Source organism: Methylothermaceae bacteria B42, from assembly GCA_001566965.1.
Lineage (GTDB): Bacteria > Pseudomonadota > Gammaproteobacteria > Methylococcales > Methylothermaceae > Methylohalobius.
Map to the genome: position 1 here is coordinate 200,099 of LSNW01000030.1, position 18,253 is coordinate 218,351.

Consider the following 18,253-nt stretch of genomic DNA (forward strand, 5'->3'; position numbering starts at 1 on the left):
TTTATTTTGCCTGCATCATGGCGTGGGTAGTATCCAACATACGGTTGGAAAAACCCCATTCATTATCGTACCAGGCCAAGACCTTGACCTGCGTGCCTTCAATCACCTTGGTCAAAGACGCTTCGTAAATGGAAGAATGGGGGTTATGGTTGAAATCCATGGACACCAGCGGCTCATGGTTGACCGTTAAAATCCCTTTCAGCTCGCCTTGCGAAGCTTCTGTCAAAATCGCATCAATCTCATCCTTACTGGTTTCGCGCGCTGCCTCGAAAGTCAAATCCACCAAAGAGACATTAATGGTGGGAACGCGAACGGCAAAACCGTCAAATTTACCGACCAGTTCCGGTAAAACCAAGCCCACCGCCGCGGCTGCGCCAGTTTTGGTAGGAATCATGGATTGGGTCGCGGAACGGGCGCGGCGCAAATCGCTGTGATATACGTCAATTAATACTTGATCGTTGGTATAAGAGTGAATCGTCGTCATCAAACCACGCTTGACGCCAATCTTTTCACTAAGCGGCTTGACCAGCGGTGCGAGACAGTTAGTCGTGCACGAAGCATTGGATACCACCGTATCATTTGACTTGAGAACGTGGTGATTGACACCATAGACGATAGTAGCATCCACATCCTTGCCGCCCGGCGCGGAAATCAATACTTTTTTCGCGCCGCCTTGCAAGTGGGCGGAAGCTTTTTCTTTGGAAGTAAAAAGACCAGTACATTCGAGCACCACATCCACGCCCATTTCGCCCCAAGGCAATTTTGAGGGATCACGCTCGGATAAAACGCGGATTCGGTCCCCATTGACAACCATTGAATCTCCATCCACAACCACTTCCCCTGGGAAGCGGCCGTGAACCGTATCGTAACGGGTCAAATGGGCATTGGTTTCCGCATTCCCCAAATCGTTGATGGCGACGATATCAAATTCACTTGACCGGCCCGACTCAAACAATGCACGTAAAACATTCCGCCCGATCCGGCCATACCCATTGATAGCTATTTTAATTGCCATAGATTTGTTTCTCCCAAAGTTGCCTGAAAAGCCCCGTTCCCCTCTCCATCCTTATGTTGTTTTACCGATGGAAAGTGGAAAATTTATTTTCTTGAATTGAGGAACTATACCAAAGAGCCGGGAGATCAGTCCAGTACGGAACGGCTGGACAAAGTGAAATGCCGCGCTTTTATAGATCTAATAAACCATTGATATTACAGGTTATCTTATCAATCGCAGCCTGGGTGAGTTGGCTATCTTCAGCATCAAGCCAAACCGCATCTTGGTACTTTCGCAGCCAAGTGAATTGACGCTTTGCCAACTGCCGGGTGGCAACAATGGCTCTGCTAATCATGGTATTACGATCGATTTCGCCCGCCAAATATGACCATATTTGCCGGTACCCCACGCTCCGCATGGACGGGAGGTCGGGTTGCATATCTTCTCTCTGATAAAGCGCCCGCACCTCTTCAATAAAGCCTTGCTCCAGCATCTGATAAAAACGGCGCTCGATTCTCCGGTGCAGAATAGCCCGATCTTTCGGAGCAACTATCAATGACACCTTGGCAAATGGAAATGGAGATTGACGGTTTTCTCCTATCCAATCGGACAAGGACTTACCCGAAACGGCATACACTTCCAATGCCCTTTGGATCCGTTGAACATCATTGGGGTGAATCCGGACGGCGGACCAGGGATCGATTTTGGCCAATTTCCGGTGCATGGCGTGCCAGCCAACTTGCCGAGCTTCCTGATCGATTTCAGCCCTGACCATAGAGTCTGCAACGGGCAATTCCGCCAATCCGTTTAATAAGGCATGAAAATACAACATGGTGCCGCCCGTCAAAATAGGCAATCTGCCACGCTGGATGACCGCTTCAATCAGTTTCAAGGCTTGATTGCGAAATTCCCCGGCGGAAAAACTTTGGGCTGGATCGAGTATGTCAATCAAATGATGGGGAATTTCGGCGCGCAGCTCCAACGGCGGCTTGGCGGTGCCGATATCCATGCCCCGGTACACCAGGCTGGAATCGACGCTAATGATTTCCCCGTTGATGCGGCGCGCCAGGGAAACAGCCAATTCGGATTTGCCCGAAGCCGTCGGCCCCATCAACAAAACGACAGGCAGCGGATCAAACATCAACGGCCGCGATTGAAGAAACCATCGAGGGTCTTGAAATCCAGCTCTACCCAGGTGGGACGGCCGTGGTTACAACGTCCGCTGCGTTCGGTCTGCTCAATCTCCCGCAGCAGTGCATTCATTTCTTCAATCGTCAGCCGACGTCCCGCCCGGACAGAAAAATGGCAGGCGCGGGTCGCCAGGCGCTCCAATAGCGCTGTGTTAATCTGATCAGACACCTCCATTTGCTCAAGCTCCGACAACACATCCTTGACCAATGCCGCCACGTCAGCCTTGGCCAACAGAGCGGGCACTTCCCGGACTACCAAACGCTCAGGACCCATCACATCAATGACAAGCCCCATTTCCCGCAGCAGATCCGAATTTTCATCCGCCAGTGCCGATTCCCGTCTAGAGACGGATATCGTCAAGGGCAATAACAGCGGTTGCCGTATGACTTTACCTTCAGCCATTTGCCGTTTGAGTTTTTCATAAACAATACGCTCATGGGCGGCATGGGTATCCACCAAAATCAACCCGTTTTCCGATTGCGCCAAAATATAAACATCGTGCAGGTGGGCGATGGCATAGCCCAAGGGGTGGGAATGTGCTATTGATGGTTGCGCTTCGCTTGCAGGTTCAGTGGCTGCCGGCACTTTCGCCCCATGCAATTCCTGGTAAAAAGCGAGGCTTTCATTCACTTGGGCAGGCGGTTTAGACGATGACCGTTCATATCCCCGGTTGGAATAACCACTTCCTTGAATCTTGTGTTGTTGTTCCTCCTGGGTTGGAATATGCAAAGATGAAGGGCCGGCCGTTGGAAAATGGGTTTCCGCCAACGCCCGCTGGAGAGAGCGGGCGATAAAGTCATGGACACTCCGGCTGTCGCGAAACCGCACTTCCAGCTTGGCGGGATGGGCATTGACATCCACTAGCCTCGGGTCCATCTCCAGATACAATACCGCCGCCGGCTGTCGGTTGTGGGGCAGTATGTCCCGATAGGCATGACGCAGCGCGTGATTCAATAACTTATCCCGCACCAAGCGGCCATTGATATACCAAAACTGCATGTCCGCCTGGCTGCGGGTAAAGCCTGGTTGGGCAATCCAGCCTTTGAGCATCAAATCTCCAGCGGCAAATTCCACCGCCAGTGCATGCTTCATAAATTCCCGGCCCAATATGGAAGCCACCCGGGCTTCCCTGCCGGCATCATCTTTTGCCGGCTGGAATTGCCGAATTGGACGCTGATTATGGTGCAGGCTGAAACCCACTTCAAAGCGATTGAGCGCCATCCGCTCCACAAAGGTTTGGATATGGCCAAATTCGGTTTTTTCCGTGCGAAGAAATTTGCGCCTGGCAGGAATGTTGTAAAACAAATCCGTCACTTCCACCGTGGTTCCCACAGAATGGGCGGCGGGTGTCAATTCAGGCTGATCGGCGCTGACCTGCAAACGCCAGCCGGTGGCGCTTTCCTCGGTATGGGAAGTGATCACAAGACGGGCCACGGAAGCAATACTCGGCAACGCCTCCCCCCGGAAGCCCAGGCTGCGGACAGCGAGCAAATCCCCTTGGGTCGAAATTTTACTGGTGGCGTGGCGGGCCACTGCGAGCGGCAAATCTTCTCTGGGAATTCCCTTGCCGTTATCGCGCACCTTGATGGCGCTGATTCCGCCCCCTTCAATGGCAATGTCGATCCGGCCGGCGCCAGCATCGAGACTGTTTTCCACCAATTCCTTGACCACCGAAGCCGGGCGCTCGACAACTTCGCCCGCAGCGATTTGATTAATCAACTGCGGCGGCAATTGGCGTATGCGGCTCATCCCTCCAAGGGAATCCGCAAGACTTGTCCTGGCCGGATCCGGGTATGGGGCAGAGCGTTATAGGACATTAAGCGTTTCATGCTGACACCATAGCGATGGGCAATTCCAGAAAGGGTTTCTCCGCGGGCTATCACGTGCCGGCGCTCCTCCGCCAAAATAGTTCCAGTCGGCGCTTCCTGGGCAAAATAATCGAGGATTCCGTGAAATATCGCCTTGGCCAGGAACCATTGGTGCTTGGAACTACGCAGGTTTCTCTCCTCTTGAGGATTAGTAATAAAGGCGGTTTCTACGAGTACCGAGGGAATATCGGGAGACTTCAGCACCATAAACCCCGCTTGCTGCACTTTTCTTGAATGGACCTTGCCCACCTTTTTCAGTTCCTCCAAAATTTCCCTGGCGATCTGCTGGCTGGCCTCCCGGGTCGCCGTTTGGGAAAGATCCAACAGCACCCGGGCGAGGGTCTCGTCCTTTTTTTGCAGTTTGATTCCGCCGACCAAATCCGACTGGTTTTCACGCCGGGCCACCCATCGGGCAAATTCACTTGACGCACCCCGTTCGGACAGAGTAAACACCGAAGCCCCTCTTGCGCGCGCATGCCTGAATGCATCCGCATGAATGGAAACGAACAAATCCGCCTTGGCTTTGCGGGCCAGTTCCATCCTTTTCCGCAAACCAATGTAATAATCGCCATCGCGTATCAAAACCGCCTTCATGCCTTTCTTTTCATTGATTAGCTTGGCCAGCTTGCGGGCCACCGCCAACACCACGTCTTTTTCCCGGGTTCCCCTTCGCCCAATGGCGCCGGCGTCTTCGCCCCCGTGGCCGGCATCAATCGCCACCACCACCTCCCGAAACCGGGCCTTCTCAATTGGATTTTTTTTGACAACCTTAGCCTTGGCTTTTGGCTGGCTGCCCGCAGTTGTTTTAGCAAACAAATCCACCACCAAACGATGGCCATAATGGGCATTGGGGGCAAGGGGAAAAACTTTTGGCTTAACCTCGGTCTTCAGATCCAAAACCAAACGCAAAACGCCTGACCTGGGTTTTCCGGCACGAACTCTACGCAAAAATCGAAGCTTTTTTTTCGGCTGAGGGATGGCGGATTTCAAGCGGACCTGCGGTAAATCAATCACCAAACGCCGGGGATTATCCAATGTAAATACCTTAGGTTTAACAGGCCCGGAACTGTCAAAGACCAGACGGGTTTTATCAGGCGCCTGCCAATACCGCACACCCAATACTTCCGTGGCCCATGCAATCGACGAAAAAATCAGCAGCAGAAATACGGCAATGGCCCTGCACATCATGGCGGGACTCCCAGGAAATCAAGGAACGATAGTTGGATTATAGTTCAATTTTTATGCTTTTTGCGAATAAACAAAAAATTGTAGTATAAACCTAACAATCAAGCACTTGTTCATTCGTATAGATTCAAATAAAATACTGATTTCAAGGGGTTTCTATACTTGGTTCCAAGGGAAATAGTCAAAGGGTAGAATTTTACGGAGGGATAAATTCTACTAACTCTTCTCAAAGCACTAAAGTAATAATGGGACAATCCTTGGAACTATCAGGCAGTCATGGGGCTGCCTTTTTTGTTTTTAACTGTTTGACTACCACTGTTAGAGAAGAAAAACCATGGCTAGCGCAATAATGCCAACCTATGCCCGATTGCCGGTCACCTTCACCCGCGGCGAAGGCGCCTGGCTATGGGATACGCAAAACAACCGCTATCTGGACGCCATTTCCGGCATTGCTGTTTGCGGGCTGGGCCATGCGCATCCCGCCCTGACCGAAGCCTTATGCCAACAAGCACGGCGTTTATGGCATACCTCCAACCTTTTTCAAATCGAGCGTCAGGAAGCATTGGCCAGCGAACTGGTTCGGCTAAGCGGCATGGCGCAAGCCTTTTTCTGCAATTCCGGCGCCGAGGCCAACGAGGCGGCTATTAAAATCGCCCGCGCTTACGGCCATCAAAAAGGCATCGAAAAACCGCTGATTGTGGTGATGGATAACAGTTTCCACGGACGCACCCTGGCAACCTTGAGCGCCACCGGCAATCCCAAGGTACATCAAGGATTCGAACCGCTGGTGGCAGGCTTTGTGCGGGTTCCATTTAATGATATCCCGGCCATTGAGTCACTGGCTGACAAAGACCAAATCGCGGCTGTTTTGGTTGAGCCCATACAGGGGGAAGGCGGGATCAAAATACCTGCTTCCGATTACCTCACGCAACTGCGCGCCTTGTGCAACCGTCACCAATGGCTGCTGATACTGGACGAGGTGCAAACCGGCATGGGACGCACGGGTCAATGGTTTGCCTTCCAACATGAAAATATCACCCCCGATGTCCTGACCCTCGCCAAAGCCTTGGGTAACGGCTTCCCCATTGGCGCTTGCCTGGTCCGGGGTAAAGCGGTGGATATACTCAAACCCGGCATGCACGGCTCCACCTTTGGGGGAAACCCTCTGGCTTGCAGTGCGGCTTTGGCCGTCATCAAAACCCTGGAACAAGAAAACCTGATTTCCCGGGCCCAACAGTTGGGAGAACAACTCATGGAGGGATTCAGTCAATCCCTGAGTGGTCTGTCTCACCTCCAAGAGATTCGGGGACGGGGGTTGATGCTGGGCATTGAATTAAAGATACCTTGTGGCTCCCTGGTCAACGATGCCTTGAAAAAAGGCATTCTGATTAACGTCACCGCCGAACAAGTCGTCCGCTTACTGCCGCCGCTTATTCTTACTGACCAACAAGCAAAAGAACTCATAGAAACACTATCAAGTTTAATCACAGGATTGCCTTCATGAATGTGCGCCACTTTCTCACTCTCCAAGATATTACCGCTCAAGAATTCCGTAACCTGATCCACCGGGCGATGGAACTTAAAAAAATAAAGGCCCCCTATGAACCTTTGAAAAACAAAATCCTGGGCATGATCTTCGAGAAGTCCTCCACCCGTACCCGGGTCTCTTTTGAAGCCGGAATTGTCCAGTTAGGGGGCGCTGCCATCTTTCTATCCCCCCGGGACTCCCAATTGGGACGGGGCGAACCCCTGGAAGATACCGCACGGGTACTGTCACGGATGGTGGACAGCGTTGTGCTTCGCACCCACAAACACGAAACTGTCACCCGGTTTGCCGAATACTCCAGCGTTCCGGTGATAAATGGCCTCACCGACCGCTATCATCCCTGCCAATTACTGGCGGACATGCAGACCTATTTCGAACACCGTGGCGACATCGCCGGCAAGACTGTGACGTGGATTGGGGACGGTAATAATATGTGTTATTCCTATATGAACGCCGCCCAACTTTTGGATTTCCATTTAAATATCGCCGCGCCAGCAGGGTATGAACCAGAAGCCGAAGCCCTGGTCCAAGCCCGCGACCACGTCACCCTTTTTCACGAACCAGAGACCGCGGCCAGGAATGCCGATTTGATTGTCACCGATGTTTGGGCCAGCATGGGCCAGGAAGACGAGCAACGGCAACGCATGGAAGCCTTTCGCGGTTTTCAGGTCAACCCCCTGCTGATGGCGCTGACCGCCCCCAATGCCCTTTTCATGCACTGCCTGCCCGCTCACCGGGGGGAAGAAGTCAGTGCCGAAGTGCTGGAAGGCCCCCAAAGCGTGGTTTGGGACGAGGCGGAAAACCGCCTTCACGCGCAAAAAGCGCTGCTTGAATTCTTGCTTTCGCCTTATCACAATGACTGAAAATGCCGTAAAGTTATTAGCATTGCTCACCTTTCTGGCCTGGCAACCCTTGATCTGGGCGGGGGAAGCAGCTTATATCAACGATCAACTGGTAGTGCAACTGCGCGCCGGCAAGGGACTAGACTATAAAATCCTCAAGCAGCTGGAAAGCGGTACGCCTGTAACCGTCTTGCAGCGAGACAGCAAAAGTGGCTACAGCAAAGTGCAATTGGAAGATGGCCAGCGGGGGTGGGTACTGGATCGGTTTTTGACCGAAGAACTCCCAGCTCGGGTCAAGCTGCCGGAATTAGAACGGAAGCTGCAACAACTTTCAGAAGAAAACAAGCAGTTAAAGGATGCCTTGACTTCCCTGACAGCCCGGCAAGCACAAGCTGCTTCAGACAAGGGCAAACTCAGCGAACTTTCCGCCCGCCTCCAGTCCGAGCTAAAACGGATTCGCAAAACCGCCGCCCATGCCTTGGAAATAGAAGCCGAGCGCAATCAACTGCGGGAGCGGGTCGTGCTATTGGAGCGGGAACTGCAAAAAGTTAAACTGGAAAAACAAGCCCTGGAAAGCGAAAGCGGCCAAAGCTGGTTCACCATCGGCGCGGGCGTGCTTTTCGCCGGCATTGTCCTGGGCCTGATCTTGCCGCGCCTGGGCTGGCGCCGGAAACCGGGCTGGGACAGCTTATAATTTTTTGACATCGCAAGCGGAGATATTCTTATGCCTTCCGATAAAAAACGCTCCTTTTCTTCTCAAGTCGTCAACGGCATGGAACGCGCGCCCAGCCGGGCCATGTTGCGGGCCGTCGGCTTTGAAGACAAGGATTTTCAAAAACCTCAAATTGGCATCGCCTCCACCTGGAGCATGGTCACCCCCTGCAATATGCACATTAATCACCTAGCGGACAATGCCGCCCAGGGAGTCGATCAAAATGGCGGGAAAGCGGTGATTTTCAATACCATCACCATCTCCGACGGGATTTCCATGGGCACCGAGGGCATGAAGTATTCCTTGGTTTCCCGGGAAGTCATTGCCGATTCCATTGAAACTGTCATCGGTTGCCAAGGCTATGACGGTCTGGTGGCCATCGGTGGCTGCGATAAAAACATGCCCGGCTGCATGATTGCCATCGCCCGCCTCAACCGGCCAGCGGTATTTGTCTATGGCGGTACGATTCTGCCCGGCTGCCACCAAAACCAAAATCTCGACATCGTTTCCGTATTTGAAGCGGTCGGCGCCCGGGCCAACGACAAAATCGACGACGATACCCTCCATGCCATTGAGGAAAAAGCCATCCCTGGCCCTGGTTCCTGTGGCGGCATGTATACCGCCAATACCATGGCCTCGGCCATCGAAGCCTTGGGAATGAGCCTGCCCGGCAGTTCCGCCCAGGCGGCCGTCTCCCCGGACAAACAAAAAGATTGCGAGCGGGCTGGCCAAGCAGTGCTGGCACTATTGGAAAAGGACATCAAACCCCGCGATATCATGACCCGGCAAGCCTTCGAAAATGCCATCACCATGGTCATCGCCCTGGGCGGTTCCACCAACTCCGTACTGCACTTGCTGGCCATGGCCGATGCCAGCGGCGTGAAGCTCACCCTGGACGATTTTACCCGCATCGGGCAGAAAACGCCGGTACTGGCTGATCTGAAGCCCAGCGGCCGTTATCATATGGCCGCCCTGATTGAAATTGGCGGAATTTTGCCTCTCATGAAAATGCTGCTGGAAGCAGGCTTGCTTCACGGCGATTGCCTCACCGTCACCGGCAAAACCCTGGCGGAAAATCTGGTGGACGTACCTCCCTATCCCACGAATCAAGATATCATCCAGCCTCTGGAGAATCCGCTCAAAAAAGACAGCCACTTGGTTGTTCTCAAAGGCAATCTGGCGCCGGAAGGCGCGGTGGCCAAAATCAGCGGCAAGGAGGGCTTAAGTTTTACCGGCACAGCCCGGGTTTTTGAGTGCGAAGAGGAAGCGCTACAACGCATTCTCGATGGCACGGTACAAAAAGGCGATGTCATTGTCATCCGCTACGAAGGCCCCAAAGGTGGCCCAGGGATGCGGGAAATGCTGTCACCCACCTCCGCCGTGATGGGCAAGGGCCTTGGCAAAGACGTGGCGCTGATTACCGACGGGCGATTCTCCGGCGGCACCCACGGCCTGGTGGTGGGCCATATCACTCCGGAAGCCTATGTGGGCGGACCGCTGGCGATTGTCAAAGACGGCGACACCCTGACCATCGACGCGGAAAAGCGGGAACTGCATTTGCATTTAAGCGACGAGGAGATCCAATCCCGTCTGTCCCAGTGGCAAAAACCCGCGCCCCGTTACACCCGCGGGGTGCTGGCCAAATACGCGGCGCTGGTCAATTCCGCTTCTGAAGGCGCAGTCACCGACCGGGATCTGGAGTTGTAGTGACTCTCCCCGGCATCCGGGAAATGATCCGGGCGCTGGTGGCCGAACCTTCGGTCAGCAGCCCCGATTCCCAGTTGGATCAATCCAATCTGGGCGTCATTCACCTGCTGGCGCAGTGGCTGGAAAGCCTGGGTTTCCGAATTCACCTACAACCGGTTACCCCCAACAAATCCAATCTCATTGCCACCCTTGGCCCCGAAGGGGAAACAAAAGGATTGGTTTTGAGCGGGCATACCGACACTGTCCCCTTTGATGAAGGGCTTTGGTCCCACGACCCCTTTAGCCTGACCGAAAAGGATGGTCGTCTCTACGGGCTGGGCAGCGCGGATATGAAATCCTTCTTCGCCCTGGCGCTGGAAGCGATTCGCACCATCGACAGCCAACGCCTGCGTCAACCCATCATCATTGTCGCCACTTGCGACGAGGAAAGCACCATGTCCGGCGCGCGGAGTCTTGAAACGCTGGGCCTCCCAGCGGGACGCTATGCGGTCATCGGCGAACCAACATTGCTCCAGCCTGTTCGCATGCACAAAGGGGTGATGATGGAAACCATCCACGTACATGGCCATAGCGGCCACGCCAGCAATCCGGAACTGGGCGCCAATGCCCTGGAAGGCATGGTCTCGGTATTACAAAACCTGCTCCTCTGGCGTGACCAACTGGCGCAAATGCATCATCCAGAGTTTCAGGTTCCCTACCCTACCTTAAACCTTGGAGCGATTCACGGCGGCGACAGTCCCAACCGGATCTGCGGACACTGCCGGACTCATCTGGACTTTCGTCTGCTACCGGGAATGTCCGTGGATCAATTACGGGAAACGCTGCAACATAAAGTAAAAGACGCCCTGCGCGTCCACCCAAAACTCAAGGCCCGGCTTGAGCCTTTATTCGACGGCGTGCCACCCTTCGAAACCCCAGCCGGCGCCGAGATTGTCCAGCTTTGCGAATCTCTCTCGGGTGAAACGGCCAAAGCGGTTTCCTTCGCCACGGAAGCGCCTTTTTTAACCCGCCTTGGCTTGGAAACCATTGTCATGGGACCAGGGTCCATCGACCAGGCCCACCAACCCGACGAATATTTGCCCGTCAGTCATATTGAACCTGCGGTACATTTAATCCGGCAACTTATCGAGAAGCTATGCCTGCCATGACTGACATCAATCATTACGTTCGCTGGTTCAGAAGCTCTTCCCCCTATATCCACGCCCACCGGGGTAAAACCTTTGTGGTCATGTTTGGGGGCGAGGCGCTGCTCGATGATAATTTTTCCCACCTGATCCACGATCTTGCCTTGTTGCACGGTTTGGGCATTCGTTTGGTCCTGGTCCACGGACTTCGTCCCCAAATTGAAGCGCGGTTAAAGCACAAGGGAATTGCGTGTCACTATCACCCCAGCGGCCTGCGCATTACTGACGCGCCAGCTTTAGAGTGCGTCAAAGAAGCCGCTGGCGTGGCCCGGGTGGAAATCGAAGCCTTATTCTCCCTTGGGATTGCGGAATCACCGATGGCTGGCCTGCGCCTGCTGACCACTTCCGGCAATTTCGTTCTCGCCAAACCACTTGGCGTGCTGGAAGGGATTGATTTACAACATACCGGGGAAGTGCGGGGAGTGAAAAACGAAGCGCTCCAAAACCAACTCAACGACGGAAATATCGTCGTGTTATCCCCTTTAGGTTATTCCCCAACCGGGGAAGTATTCAACTTGCGGGCCGAAGAAGTTGCTACCGCTGTCGCTGGCGCTTTAAAAGCCGATAAACTGTTGATACTTACCGAAGGGCCTTGTCAAGTGCAAAGTACCTCCCAAATGCCCTCCCACTTGACGGACAATGAAGCCGAAGCCCTACTGGAGCAAGACGCTTTTACGCCAGACATCGCTGATCATGTGCGAGCCGCAGTCTCCGCCATCCGCCGAAGTGTCGGCAGGGTTCATCTGATAGACAGGCATATGGATGGCGCCCTGCTTTTGGAGCTTTTTACCCGGGAAGGGCAAGGCACATTAATTTCAGCCGAACCCTTTGAACAATTGCGACCCGCCCACCTAGAAGACATCGGCGGCATTCTGGAATTAATCGAGCCTTTAGAGCAGGAAGGCATCTTAGTGAAACGGCCGAGGGAAAAACTGGAAATGGAAATTGACGATTTCATCGTCATCGAACGGGACGGTTTGATTATTGGCTGCGCGGCTCTGCACACTTTTCCACAACAACATGCCGGCGAACTCGCCTGTTTAGCGCTACACTCAGAATATCGTGGCCAACAACGGGGATTAAGGTTGCTCAACCATATTGAAAACCTGGCCCGGGAAAAAGGACTGAAACAACTGTTCCTTCTCACCACCCGGACTACCCACTGGTTTATTGAAAAGGGTTTCCAATTGGCGGATTTTGATCAGCTTCCCCTGCAACGCAGGCAATGTCTCAATTACAAGCGCAATTCAAAGGTATTGATCAAATGGCTGACTTAACTTCCGTCGATACGCTTGCCATTACCCCGAGCACCAATACTTTTAAAATTCTGCAACTGACTGATTGCCATCTTTTGGAACAACCAGAAGATACGTTAATGGGCGTCAATACGGAAAAAAGCCTGTTAGACGTGCTCGACCACATTCAACGATCGCCCCAGTGGCCACCAGATCTTATCCTGCTCACCGGGGACTTGGCGCAAACGCCTACGCCCACTGTCTATCAACGGCTGCATAAGCTGTTCCAACCTTTCACAGTGCCTTGTGCCTGTCTTCCGGGGAATCATGACGAACCGGGGCACATGCTAGCCTATCTCTGTCAAAAACCCATAGCCTGCCCCCGACGTATCCTTACCCGACATTGGCAAATCCTGCTGTTGAACAGCAAAAAAAATGATTCCCCCCAGGGCTTGCTTTCCGAGAATGAACTTAAGTTTTTGCGCGCTCATTTGGCAACCACGTCCATGCCAACCCTCATCGCACTCCACCACCCGCCGGTACCAGTTGGCAGCGCCTGGATGGATACCATGCAACTGGAAAACGGCGAGGCATTCCTGAAACTGGCGTCCAGTTTTCCGCAAGTAAAATGCATTATTTTTGGGCATGTCCATCAGGACTTTGTCAGCCAGTATCATTCGCTGACACTCATGAGTTCACCGTCTACCTGTTTCCAGTTCAAACCCCACGCGTCGGATTTTGCTCTCGACACCAAGCCTGCGGGCTGGCGATGGCTGCATCTACACTGCGATGGCGCAATAGATACTCAGATTGAACGTTTGGATCACCTTCCGCCTGGCCTGGATTTTTTTCAAGCGGGTTATTAACCCGTAGCGCTATTTCGCTGACAGAAATCCACCTGCATCAATAGGCACCGACTCGGAAATCAAATACGCCCCCAACTCCGTCAATGCCTTTCGATAGACTTCCCGCTTGAAATAAACCACTTCTTGCAGCGGATACCAATAATCCACCCAGCGCCAGGCATCGAACTCCGGCTTTCCAGTACGCTCTAAGTGGATGTTGCTTTCTTCCGACTGCAGCCTAAGCAGATACCAAATTTGCTTTTGGCCGATACATAATGGGCGGGAATTGCGACGGATATAGCGGGAAGGCAATCGATAGTGCAACCAATCCTGGGTACGGCCGATAATTTCCACATCGTTGGTGGACAAGCCGGTTTCTTCATACAACTCCCGGTATAAAGCCTCTTCCGGGGCTTCATTTTGTTTAATTCCCCCCTGGGGAAATTGCCATGATTGCATACCTGCCCGTCTGGCCCAAAATACATGGCCAGCATCGTTACAAAGGACAATACCTACATTGAGACGATAGCCTTTGGCATCAATCATCGCGAAACAGAAAACCCATCAATGATAAAATTTGCTTTTTGCTTAAATAAAAATAGCATTTTTAAGACTTTAAATCTTTTCATAACCTACACAAGCTCATTGGTTTGCGCAAGTGATGCCCAATAACTTCATTTCACCCTCTTCGAATCAAATCGCCCTTTTTGATCTGGACAACACCCTGCTCGGAGGAGATAGCGATTATCTCTGGGGGCAGTTCTTGGTGGAAAAAGGCATTGTCGAACGTCAATGGTACGAATCGGAAAACAGTCGTTTTTACGAGGACTACCGCAGCGGCACGCTCGATATTGCCGAATTTCTCGAATTTGTCTTAAAACCTTTGAGTCAGCACCCGGTTTCCCAGCTTCATCTTTGGCGGGAACAATTTATTGTGGAAAAAATTCAACCCATCTTATTACCCGCCGCAAAAAAGCTGGTGGATTCGCACCGCCGGCAAAGGCATGTGCTGGTGATTATCACCGCCACCAATGCCTTTGTCACAGAGCCCATTGCCAAGTTGTTTGGCATCCCGCATCTCATTGCCACCCAGCCTGAATTCAAGCAAGGGCGCTATACCGGCCGTTTTTCCGGCATCCCCTGTTTTCAGGAAGGAAAAATCCAGCGCTTTCAAGCATGGCTGCAAAATTTAGATAATCCTATCGACACAAGTTGCTTCTACAGTGATTCCCACAATGATTTACCGCTTTTACAGCAAGTCAGCCAACCGGTGGCGGTTGATCCTGACCCTCAATTGGAGAAGGCGGCGAAAGAAAAGGACTGGCCCATACTGTCCTTACGTTCAGGAAAAGACCCGGTGATGTTATCTCCTGTTAAGGCTGATCTTCCCATGGAAACAAAAAATGCCTAACGGCGACTGCGATGATCATTTTTTTCTGATCCAGTAGTAAAACACCCCTTCATGTTCTCTTTGTTCTAAAATTTGATTACCTGTTTGGTCGCTAAAAACGCCAAAATCTAGGACGGAAGCGGGATCCGTGGCAATGACCCGCACTACTTGCCCGCTTTCCATCTCATTGAGGATTTTTTTCAGGCGCAATAACGGCAGGGGGCAATTTAGGCCGGAAGTATCCAATTCAAAATCGCTATGCATGTTAATCAGGTAATAATTTCCTACAAAACAATATGATAACAAACCAGTTGTAAACCAATGGACTTCCTGCCCATTTACCTCAATGTTCGCCAAAAACCGTGCCTGGTGGTTGGGGGCGGGCCGGTCGCCCTGCGTAAAATCGAGCTTTTGCTTAGGGCAAATGCGGATGTGACCGCCGTTGCCCCGCACTTTATCCCGGCCATTAAAAACTTACTCCCCCCCCATAAACTTATTGCAAAACCTTTCTCCGCAAAATCGCTGGAAGGTTTTTTTCTCGTAATCGCCGCCACGGATAATCGGGAAACCAACAAAATAATTTCAGAAGCCGCCCAATCTCATGGCATATTGGTCAATACGGTAGATCAGCCCGAGACTTGCGATTTTATTATGCCAGCCATCGTGGACCGTTCCCCCGTCCTGGTGGCTATCTCCAGCGGCGGTAAAGCACCGGTGCTGGCGAGATTGCTCAGGACCCGGCTGGAAAGTCTGATTCCCGCTAATTTCGGCCGCCTGGCCGAACTGGCGGGTCAATTCAGGGATCAAGTCAAACAAGCCATTGCCAGTCCCGAGCGGCGCCGTCGTTTCTGGGAACGCACGCTACAAGGCGCGGCAGGAGAATTGATGCTTTCCGGCCAAGCACAAGCGGCCAAGGCAAACATGGCCCAAGCATTGCAGCATGAATTGGAGGATAAAACCCCAATGGGCCATGTTGCACTGGTAGGCGCGGGACCGGGTGATCCTGATTTGTTGACATTCCGGGCCTTGCGTTTGCTCCAGGAAGCCGATGTGGTAGTGTACGACCGGCTGGTCACGCCAGAGATTTTGAACCTGATCCGCCGGGACGCGGAAAAAATTTATGCTGGCAAGGCGCGCTCCCAACATGCCCTTCCCCAAGAGCAAATCAATCACTTGCTCGCGCGTCTGGCCGAAGAGGGCAAACGAGTCGTCCGGCTCAAAGGCGGTGATCCTTTCATCTTCGGCCGCGGCGGGGAAGAAATCGAAACCCTGGCGGAACAAGGCATTCCATTCCTGGTGGTTCCCGGCATTACCGCGGCTTCCGGCTGCGCCGCCTATGCCGGCATTCCCTTGACCCACCGCGATTATGCTCAATCGTGCCTGTTTGTCACCGGCCACCGCAAGAACGACAGGCCCAATCTGGACTGGGAGAAATTAATCGTTCCACGCCAGACATTGGTCATTTACATGGGGATGTTGGGCTTAGAAGAAATTTGCCGGTCCCTGATCACCCATGGCATGTCGCCGGCCATGCCTGCCGCTCTGGTCCAGCAAGGCACCACTCCCCAGCAAAAGGTAATCACCGCCACGGTGGCAACCTTGCCCGAACAAGCCAAAAACGCTCAGCCACCTACACTTATTATTATTGGGGAGGTTGTCTCCCTGCATACCCAGTTGAAATGGTTTCAAGGAAAAACGAGAGAATGAAAAAACTTGCCACGCTTCTCTTGCTATTGCTATTGAGCGCCTGTTCGCAATCTCCGAAACCGGTGAAAACCTGGCAATTGTCCTCGCAAGGCCTTACCGCCGCGGCAGTCAATGACAACTTTGCTTTGCTTGCCACCATTGAACAAGGCGGGCTGTTGTGGCAACTGAAACCGAAAAAATTGCGTCACCAGTTCCGCCATGGGAATAGCAAAGTACAAGCCATCATTGCCGTAACCTTAACCGATGATGGCCAATATGCCATCACCGCTGATCGGGAAGGGTTGGCCTGGTGGTCAGCCAAGACCGGCAAACCCCTGGCCACCTGGATACTGGAAGGCATTCAAGCGGTTGCACTTTCTAAAGATGGGCGCTGGGCCTTGATCGGGCTCACCGATAAAGCCGTCTATTTATCGCTATCCACAGGAAAAACCCGCTTTGCTTTTCCCCACGATCATAAAGTCACCACCGTCTCTTTGGACAAAAAAGGACGCTTTGCCTTGACCGGCGGCAATGACGGCCAGGCCAAACTATGGGATTTACGCAACGGCAAACTGATTCATAGCTGGGAACATGCCACCAAACTGGCAACGGTCACCCTCTCTCCCCGAGGCACCTACGCCATGACCAATGCCAATCTGGGACCCATCCGGATCTGGAAAACCCGTACCGGTAAACGCGTGTGGCAGCTGGGCCCGAAATTCACTACCGCCACCAGCGCCGTTTTTTCTCCCAAGGAAGGTTTATTGGCTATCGGCCACCCATCTCAGGGAATAGACTTGTGGCACCTGAAAAGCGGCAAACGTCTACGTCATTTTGATCCATTACGACCAGATAGCTGGCGCCCCTCCGCCAGTCCTGTTCTTGCCTTGGCCTTTGCCCACGGAAGCAAATATTTGCTCAGTGCAACCTCAGACGGCACCGTTCAAAAATGGCGAATCAAGAAAAAGAAATAATTATCCCCACAACCAGGCCGCCCCTCTCACGCCGCTGGAATCGCCGAATTTGGGGGCCAGTAATTGCGTATCCACCCGGTCGGAAAAAACATAGCGCTGCCAAAGCCTGGGCACTGTTTGATACCAGCGTTGGCATTGTGACAACCCGCCGCCCAGCACAATAGCATCTGGATCCAAAATGTTGATGACATGCGCTAGTGCCCGGGCCAGACGGTGTTCATAGCGTTGCAAGGCTTTTTCACACTTTAAATCGCCAGAAGCTGCTTGAGTCACAATGGCTTCACTCGATAATTGTTTGCCGGTAGCCTTCAAAAAATCATTGCTCAATCCCGATCCGGAAAGAAAAGTCTCGATACAGCCGTGTAGGCCGCAATAACACGGTGGACCCGGGATTTCACCGTTATCGGGCCAGGGCAGTGGATTATGCCCCCATTCGCCACAAATGCCATTGGGCCCTTGCAGCAGTTTATCCTGAACGACAATCCCGCCTCCCACACCGGTCCCCAAAATTACCCCAAAAACCACCGGCAATCCGGCCGCAGCGCCGTCGCTGGCTTCCGATAAGGCAAAACAGTCGGCATCGTTGGCAATTCGCAACGGCCGTTGCAATAAATTTTCCAGATCTTCCTTGAGAGCCCGATCATTGAGCCAGACAGAATTACAATTTTTCATCCGGCCTGTCTTTCGAGATACCGTTCCCGGGGTTCCGACACCCACCTGGCCTTTTCTTCCCATTTCAGTCTCAGCTTGTTCAACCAAGCCCGCAATCGCCCTTAAGGTCGCTTGATAATCATGTTTTGGCGTCGCAATACGGCGGCGGTAAACCGCTTGATTTTCCTCGTCCAAGGCGATGATCTCGATCTTGGTGCCACCCAAGTCAACACCAAAACGCAG

At 52.8% G+C, this 18,253-nt stretch carries 17 protein-coding genes; 10 read left to right on the forward strand and 7 right to left on the reverse strand.

All coding sequences use genetic code 11. From position 1 onward, the window contains the following. Window position 1: 1 nt before the first annotated feature. The 4 genes from gapA to AXA67_09825 all read right to left on the reverse strand — a co-directional run bounded on the left by gapA (window position 2) and on the right by AXA67_09825 (window position 5,238). Window positions 2–1,015: a glyceraldehyde-3-phosphate dehydrogenase gene (gene gapA / locus AXA67_09810; GenBank protein ID KXJ40590.1), complete on the reverse strand. Its 1,014-nt coding sequence runs from the start codon at window positions 1,013–1,015 to the stop codon at window positions 2–4. 169 nt (window positions 1,016–1,184) lie between these two features. Beyond that, window positions 1,185–2,135, reverse strand: coding sequence for a tRNA dimethylallyltransferase (locus tag AXA67_09815; protein ID KXJ40591.1), 951 nt, complete (start codon window positions 2,133–2,135; stop codon window positions 1,185–1,187). Continuing rightward, the gene (mutL, locus tag AXA67_09820) at window positions 2,135–3,934 is read right to left on the reverse strand and encodes a DNA mismatch repair protein MutL (protein ID KXJ40592.1); all 1,800 of its coding nucleotides are present in this window, start codon (window positions 3,932–3,934) and stop codon (window positions 2,135–2,137) included. The genes AXA67_09815 and mutL overlap by 1 nt, the downstream gene beginning before the upstream one ends. After that, window positions 3,931–5,238 carry an N-acetylmuramoyl-L-alanine amidase gene (locus tag AXA67_09825; GenBank protein KXJ40656.1) on the reverse strand — a complete coding sequence of 436 codons (1,308 nt, stop codon included), beginning with the start codon at window positions 5,236–5,238 and terminating at the stop codon, window positions 3,931–3,933. The genes mutL and AXA67_09825 overlap by 4 nt, the downstream gene beginning before the upstream one ends. A 334-nt stretch (window positions 5,239–5,572) precedes the next feature. On the opposite strand from AXA67_09825, the gene AXA67_09830 reads away from it, so the two are divergent. Genes AXA67_09830 through AXA67_09860 form a run of 7 tightly spaced genes read left to right on the forward strand, consistent with a single transcriptional unit; the run spans window position 5,573 to window position 13,330 of the window. Continuing rightward, window positions 5,573–6,742, forward strand: coding sequence for an acetylornithine aminotransferase (locus AXA67_09830; GenBank protein KXJ40593.1), 1,170 nt, complete (start codon window positions 5,573–5,575; stop codon window positions 6,740–6,742). Beyond that, a complete protein-coding gene (locus AXA67_09835; protein KXJ40594.1) occupies window positions 6,739–7,647 on the forward strand; it encodes an ornithine carbamoyltransferase in 909 nt (302 codons plus the stop codon). Before AXA67_09830 ends, AXA67_09835 begins: the two co-directional genes overlap by 4 nt. Beyond that, complete coding sequence (locus tag AXA67_09840) at window positions 7,640–8,320, forward strand: hypothetical protein (GenBank protein KXJ40595.1); 681 nt, start codon at window positions 7,640–7,642, stop codon at window positions 8,318–8,320. The genes AXA67_09835 and AXA67_09840 overlap by 8 nt, the downstream gene beginning before the upstream one ends. A gap of 30 nt (window positions 8,321–8,350) precedes the next feature. Beyond that, on the forward strand, window positions 8,351–10,045 hold the full coding sequence (locus tag AXA67_09845; GenBank protein KXJ40596.1) for a dihydroxy-acid dehydratase: 1,695 nt from the start codon (window positions 8,351–8,353) through the stop codon (window positions 10,043–10,045). Window positions 10,046–10,068: 23 nt separating this feature from the next. Then, complete coding sequence (locus AXA67_09850) at window positions 10,069–11,193, forward strand: acetylornithine deacetylase (protein ID KXJ40657.1); 1,125 nt, start codon at window positions 10,069–10,071, stop codon at window positions 11,191–11,193. Beyond that, entirely contained in the window at window positions 11,181–12,506 is a 1,326-nt protein-coding gene (locus tag AXA67_09855; protein ID KXJ40597.1) for an N-acetylglutamate synthase, read from the forward strand. The genes AXA67_09850 and AXA67_09855 overlap by 13 nt, the downstream gene beginning before the upstream one ends. After that, on the forward strand, window positions 12,494–13,330 hold the full coding sequence (locus AXA67_09860) for a hypothetical protein (GenBank protein KXJ40598.1): 837 nt from the start codon (window positions 12,494–12,496) through the stop codon (window positions 13,328–13,330). The genes AXA67_09855 and AXA67_09860 overlap by 13 nt, the downstream gene beginning before the upstream one ends. Window positions 13,331–13,339: 9 nt before the next feature. Here AXA67_09860 and AXA67_09865 read toward each other — a convergent pair whose 3' ends face one another. Beyond that, window positions 13,340–13,855 carry an RNA pyrophosphohydrolase gene (locus AXA67_09865; GenBank protein ID KXJ40599.1) on the reverse strand — a complete coding sequence of 172 codons (516 nt, stop codon included), beginning with the start codon at window positions 13,853–13,855 and terminating at the stop codon, window positions 13,340–13,342. Window positions 13,856–13,970: 115 nt separating this feature from the next. On the opposite strand from AXA67_09865, the gene AXA67_09870 reads away from it, so the two are divergent. Next, a complete protein-coding gene (locus AXA67_09870; GenBank protein ID KXJ40600.1) occupies window positions 13,971–14,720 on the forward strand; it encodes a phosphoserine phosphatase in 750 nt (249 codons plus the stop codon). Window positions 14,721–14,735: 15 nt separating this feature from the next. On the opposite strand, the gene AXA67_09875 is transcribed toward AXA67_09870, so the two are convergent. Continuing rightward, window positions 14,736–14,963: a hypothetical protein gene (locus tag AXA67_09875; GenBank protein ID KXJ40601.1), complete on the reverse strand. Its 228-nt coding sequence runs from the start codon at window positions 14,961–14,963 to the stop codon at window positions 14,736–14,738. A gap of 57 nt (window positions 14,964–15,020) precedes the next feature. Here AXA67_09875 and AXA67_09880 point away from each other — a divergent pair, with 57 nt between their 5' ends. Further along, on the forward strand, window positions 15,021–16,406 hold the full coding sequence (locus tag AXA67_09880; protein KXJ40602.1) for a sirohydrochlorin ferrochelatase: 1,386 nt from the start codon (window positions 15,021–15,023) through the stop codon (window positions 16,404–16,406). Further along, complete coding sequence (locus tag AXA67_09885; GenBank protein KXJ40603.1) at window positions 16,403–17,359, forward strand: hypothetical protein; 957 nt, start codon at window positions 16,403–16,405, stop codon at window positions 17,357–17,359. The genes AXA67_09880 and AXA67_09885 overlap by 4 nt, the downstream gene beginning before the upstream one ends. Here AXA67_09885 and AXA67_09890 read toward each other — a convergent pair whose 3' ends face one another. After that, complete coding sequence (locus AXA67_09890; protein ID KXJ40658.1) at window positions 17,360–18,253, reverse strand: hypothetical protein; 894 nt, start codon at window positions 18,251–18,253, stop codon at window positions 17,360–17,362. It lies immediately after the preceding gene.

What these genes read in the sequence shown, in the direction of transcription:
- gapA (KXJ40590.1), bottom strand. Translation starts at nt 1,015, where the DNA reads ATGGCAATTAAAATAGCTATCAATGGGTATGGCCGGATCGGGCGGAAT.
- AXA67_09870 (KXJ40600.1), top strand. Translation starts at nt 13,971, where the DNA reads ATGCCCAATAACTTCATTTCACCCTCTTCGAATCAAATCGCCCTTTTT.
- AXA67_09880 (KXJ40602.1), top strand. Translation starts at nt 15,021, where the DNA reads ATGGACTTCCTGCCCATTTACCTCAATGTTCGCCAAAAACCGTGCCTG.
- mutL (KXJ40592.1), bottom strand. Translation starts at nt 3,934, where the DNA reads ATGAGCCGCATACGCCAATTGCCGCCGCAGTTGATTAATCAAATCGCT.
- AXA67_09825 (KXJ40656.1), bottom strand. Translation starts at nt 5,238, where the DNA reads ATGTGCAGGGCCATTGCCGTATTTCTGCTGCTGATTTTTTCGTCGATT.
- AXA67_09885 (KXJ40603.1), top strand. Translation starts at nt 16,403, where the DNA reads ATGAAAAAACTTGCCACGCTTCTCTTGCTATTGCTATTGAGCGCCTGT.
- AXA67_09835 (KXJ40594.1), top strand. Translation starts at nt 6,739, where the DNA reads ATGAATGTGCGCCACTTTCTCACTCTCCAAGATATTACCGCTCAAGAA.
- AXA67_09830 (KXJ40593.1), top strand. Translation starts at nt 5,573, where the DNA reads ATGGCTAGCGCAATAATGCCAACCTATGCCCGATTGCCGGTCACCTTC.
- AXA67_09845 (KXJ40596.1), top strand. Translation starts at nt 8,351, where the DNA reads ATGCCTTCCGATAAAAAACGCTCCTTTTCTTCTCAAGTCGTCAACGGC.
- AXA67_09855 (KXJ40597.1), top strand. Translation starts at nt 11,181, where the DNA reads ATGCCTGCCATGACTGACATCAATCATTACGTTCGCTGGTTCAGAAGC.
- AXA67_09840 (KXJ40595.1), top strand. Translation starts at nt 7,640, where the DNA reads ATGACTGAAAATGCCGTAAAGTTATTAGCATTGCTCACCTTTCTGGCC.
- AXA67_09815 (KXJ40591.1), bottom strand. Translation starts at nt 2,135, where the DNA reads ATGTTTGATCCGCTGCCTGTCGTTTTGTTGATGGGGCCGACGGCTTCG.
- AXA67_09865 (KXJ40599.1), bottom strand. Translation starts at nt 13,855, where the DNA reads ATGATTGATGCCAAAGGCTATCGTCTCAATGTAGGTATTGTCCTTTGT.
- AXA67_09850 (KXJ40657.1), top strand. Translation starts at nt 10,069, where the DNA reads ATGATCCGGGCGCTGGTGGCCGAACCTTCGGTCAGCAGCCCCGATTCC.
- AXA67_09860 (KXJ40598.1), top strand. Translation starts at nt 12,494, where the DNA reads ATGGCTGACTTAACTTCCGTCGATACGCTTGCCATTACCCCGAGCACC.
- AXA67_09875 (KXJ40601.1), bottom strand. Translation starts at nt 14,963, where the DNA reads ATGCATAGCGATTTTGAATTGGATACTTCCGGCCTAAATTGCCCCCTG.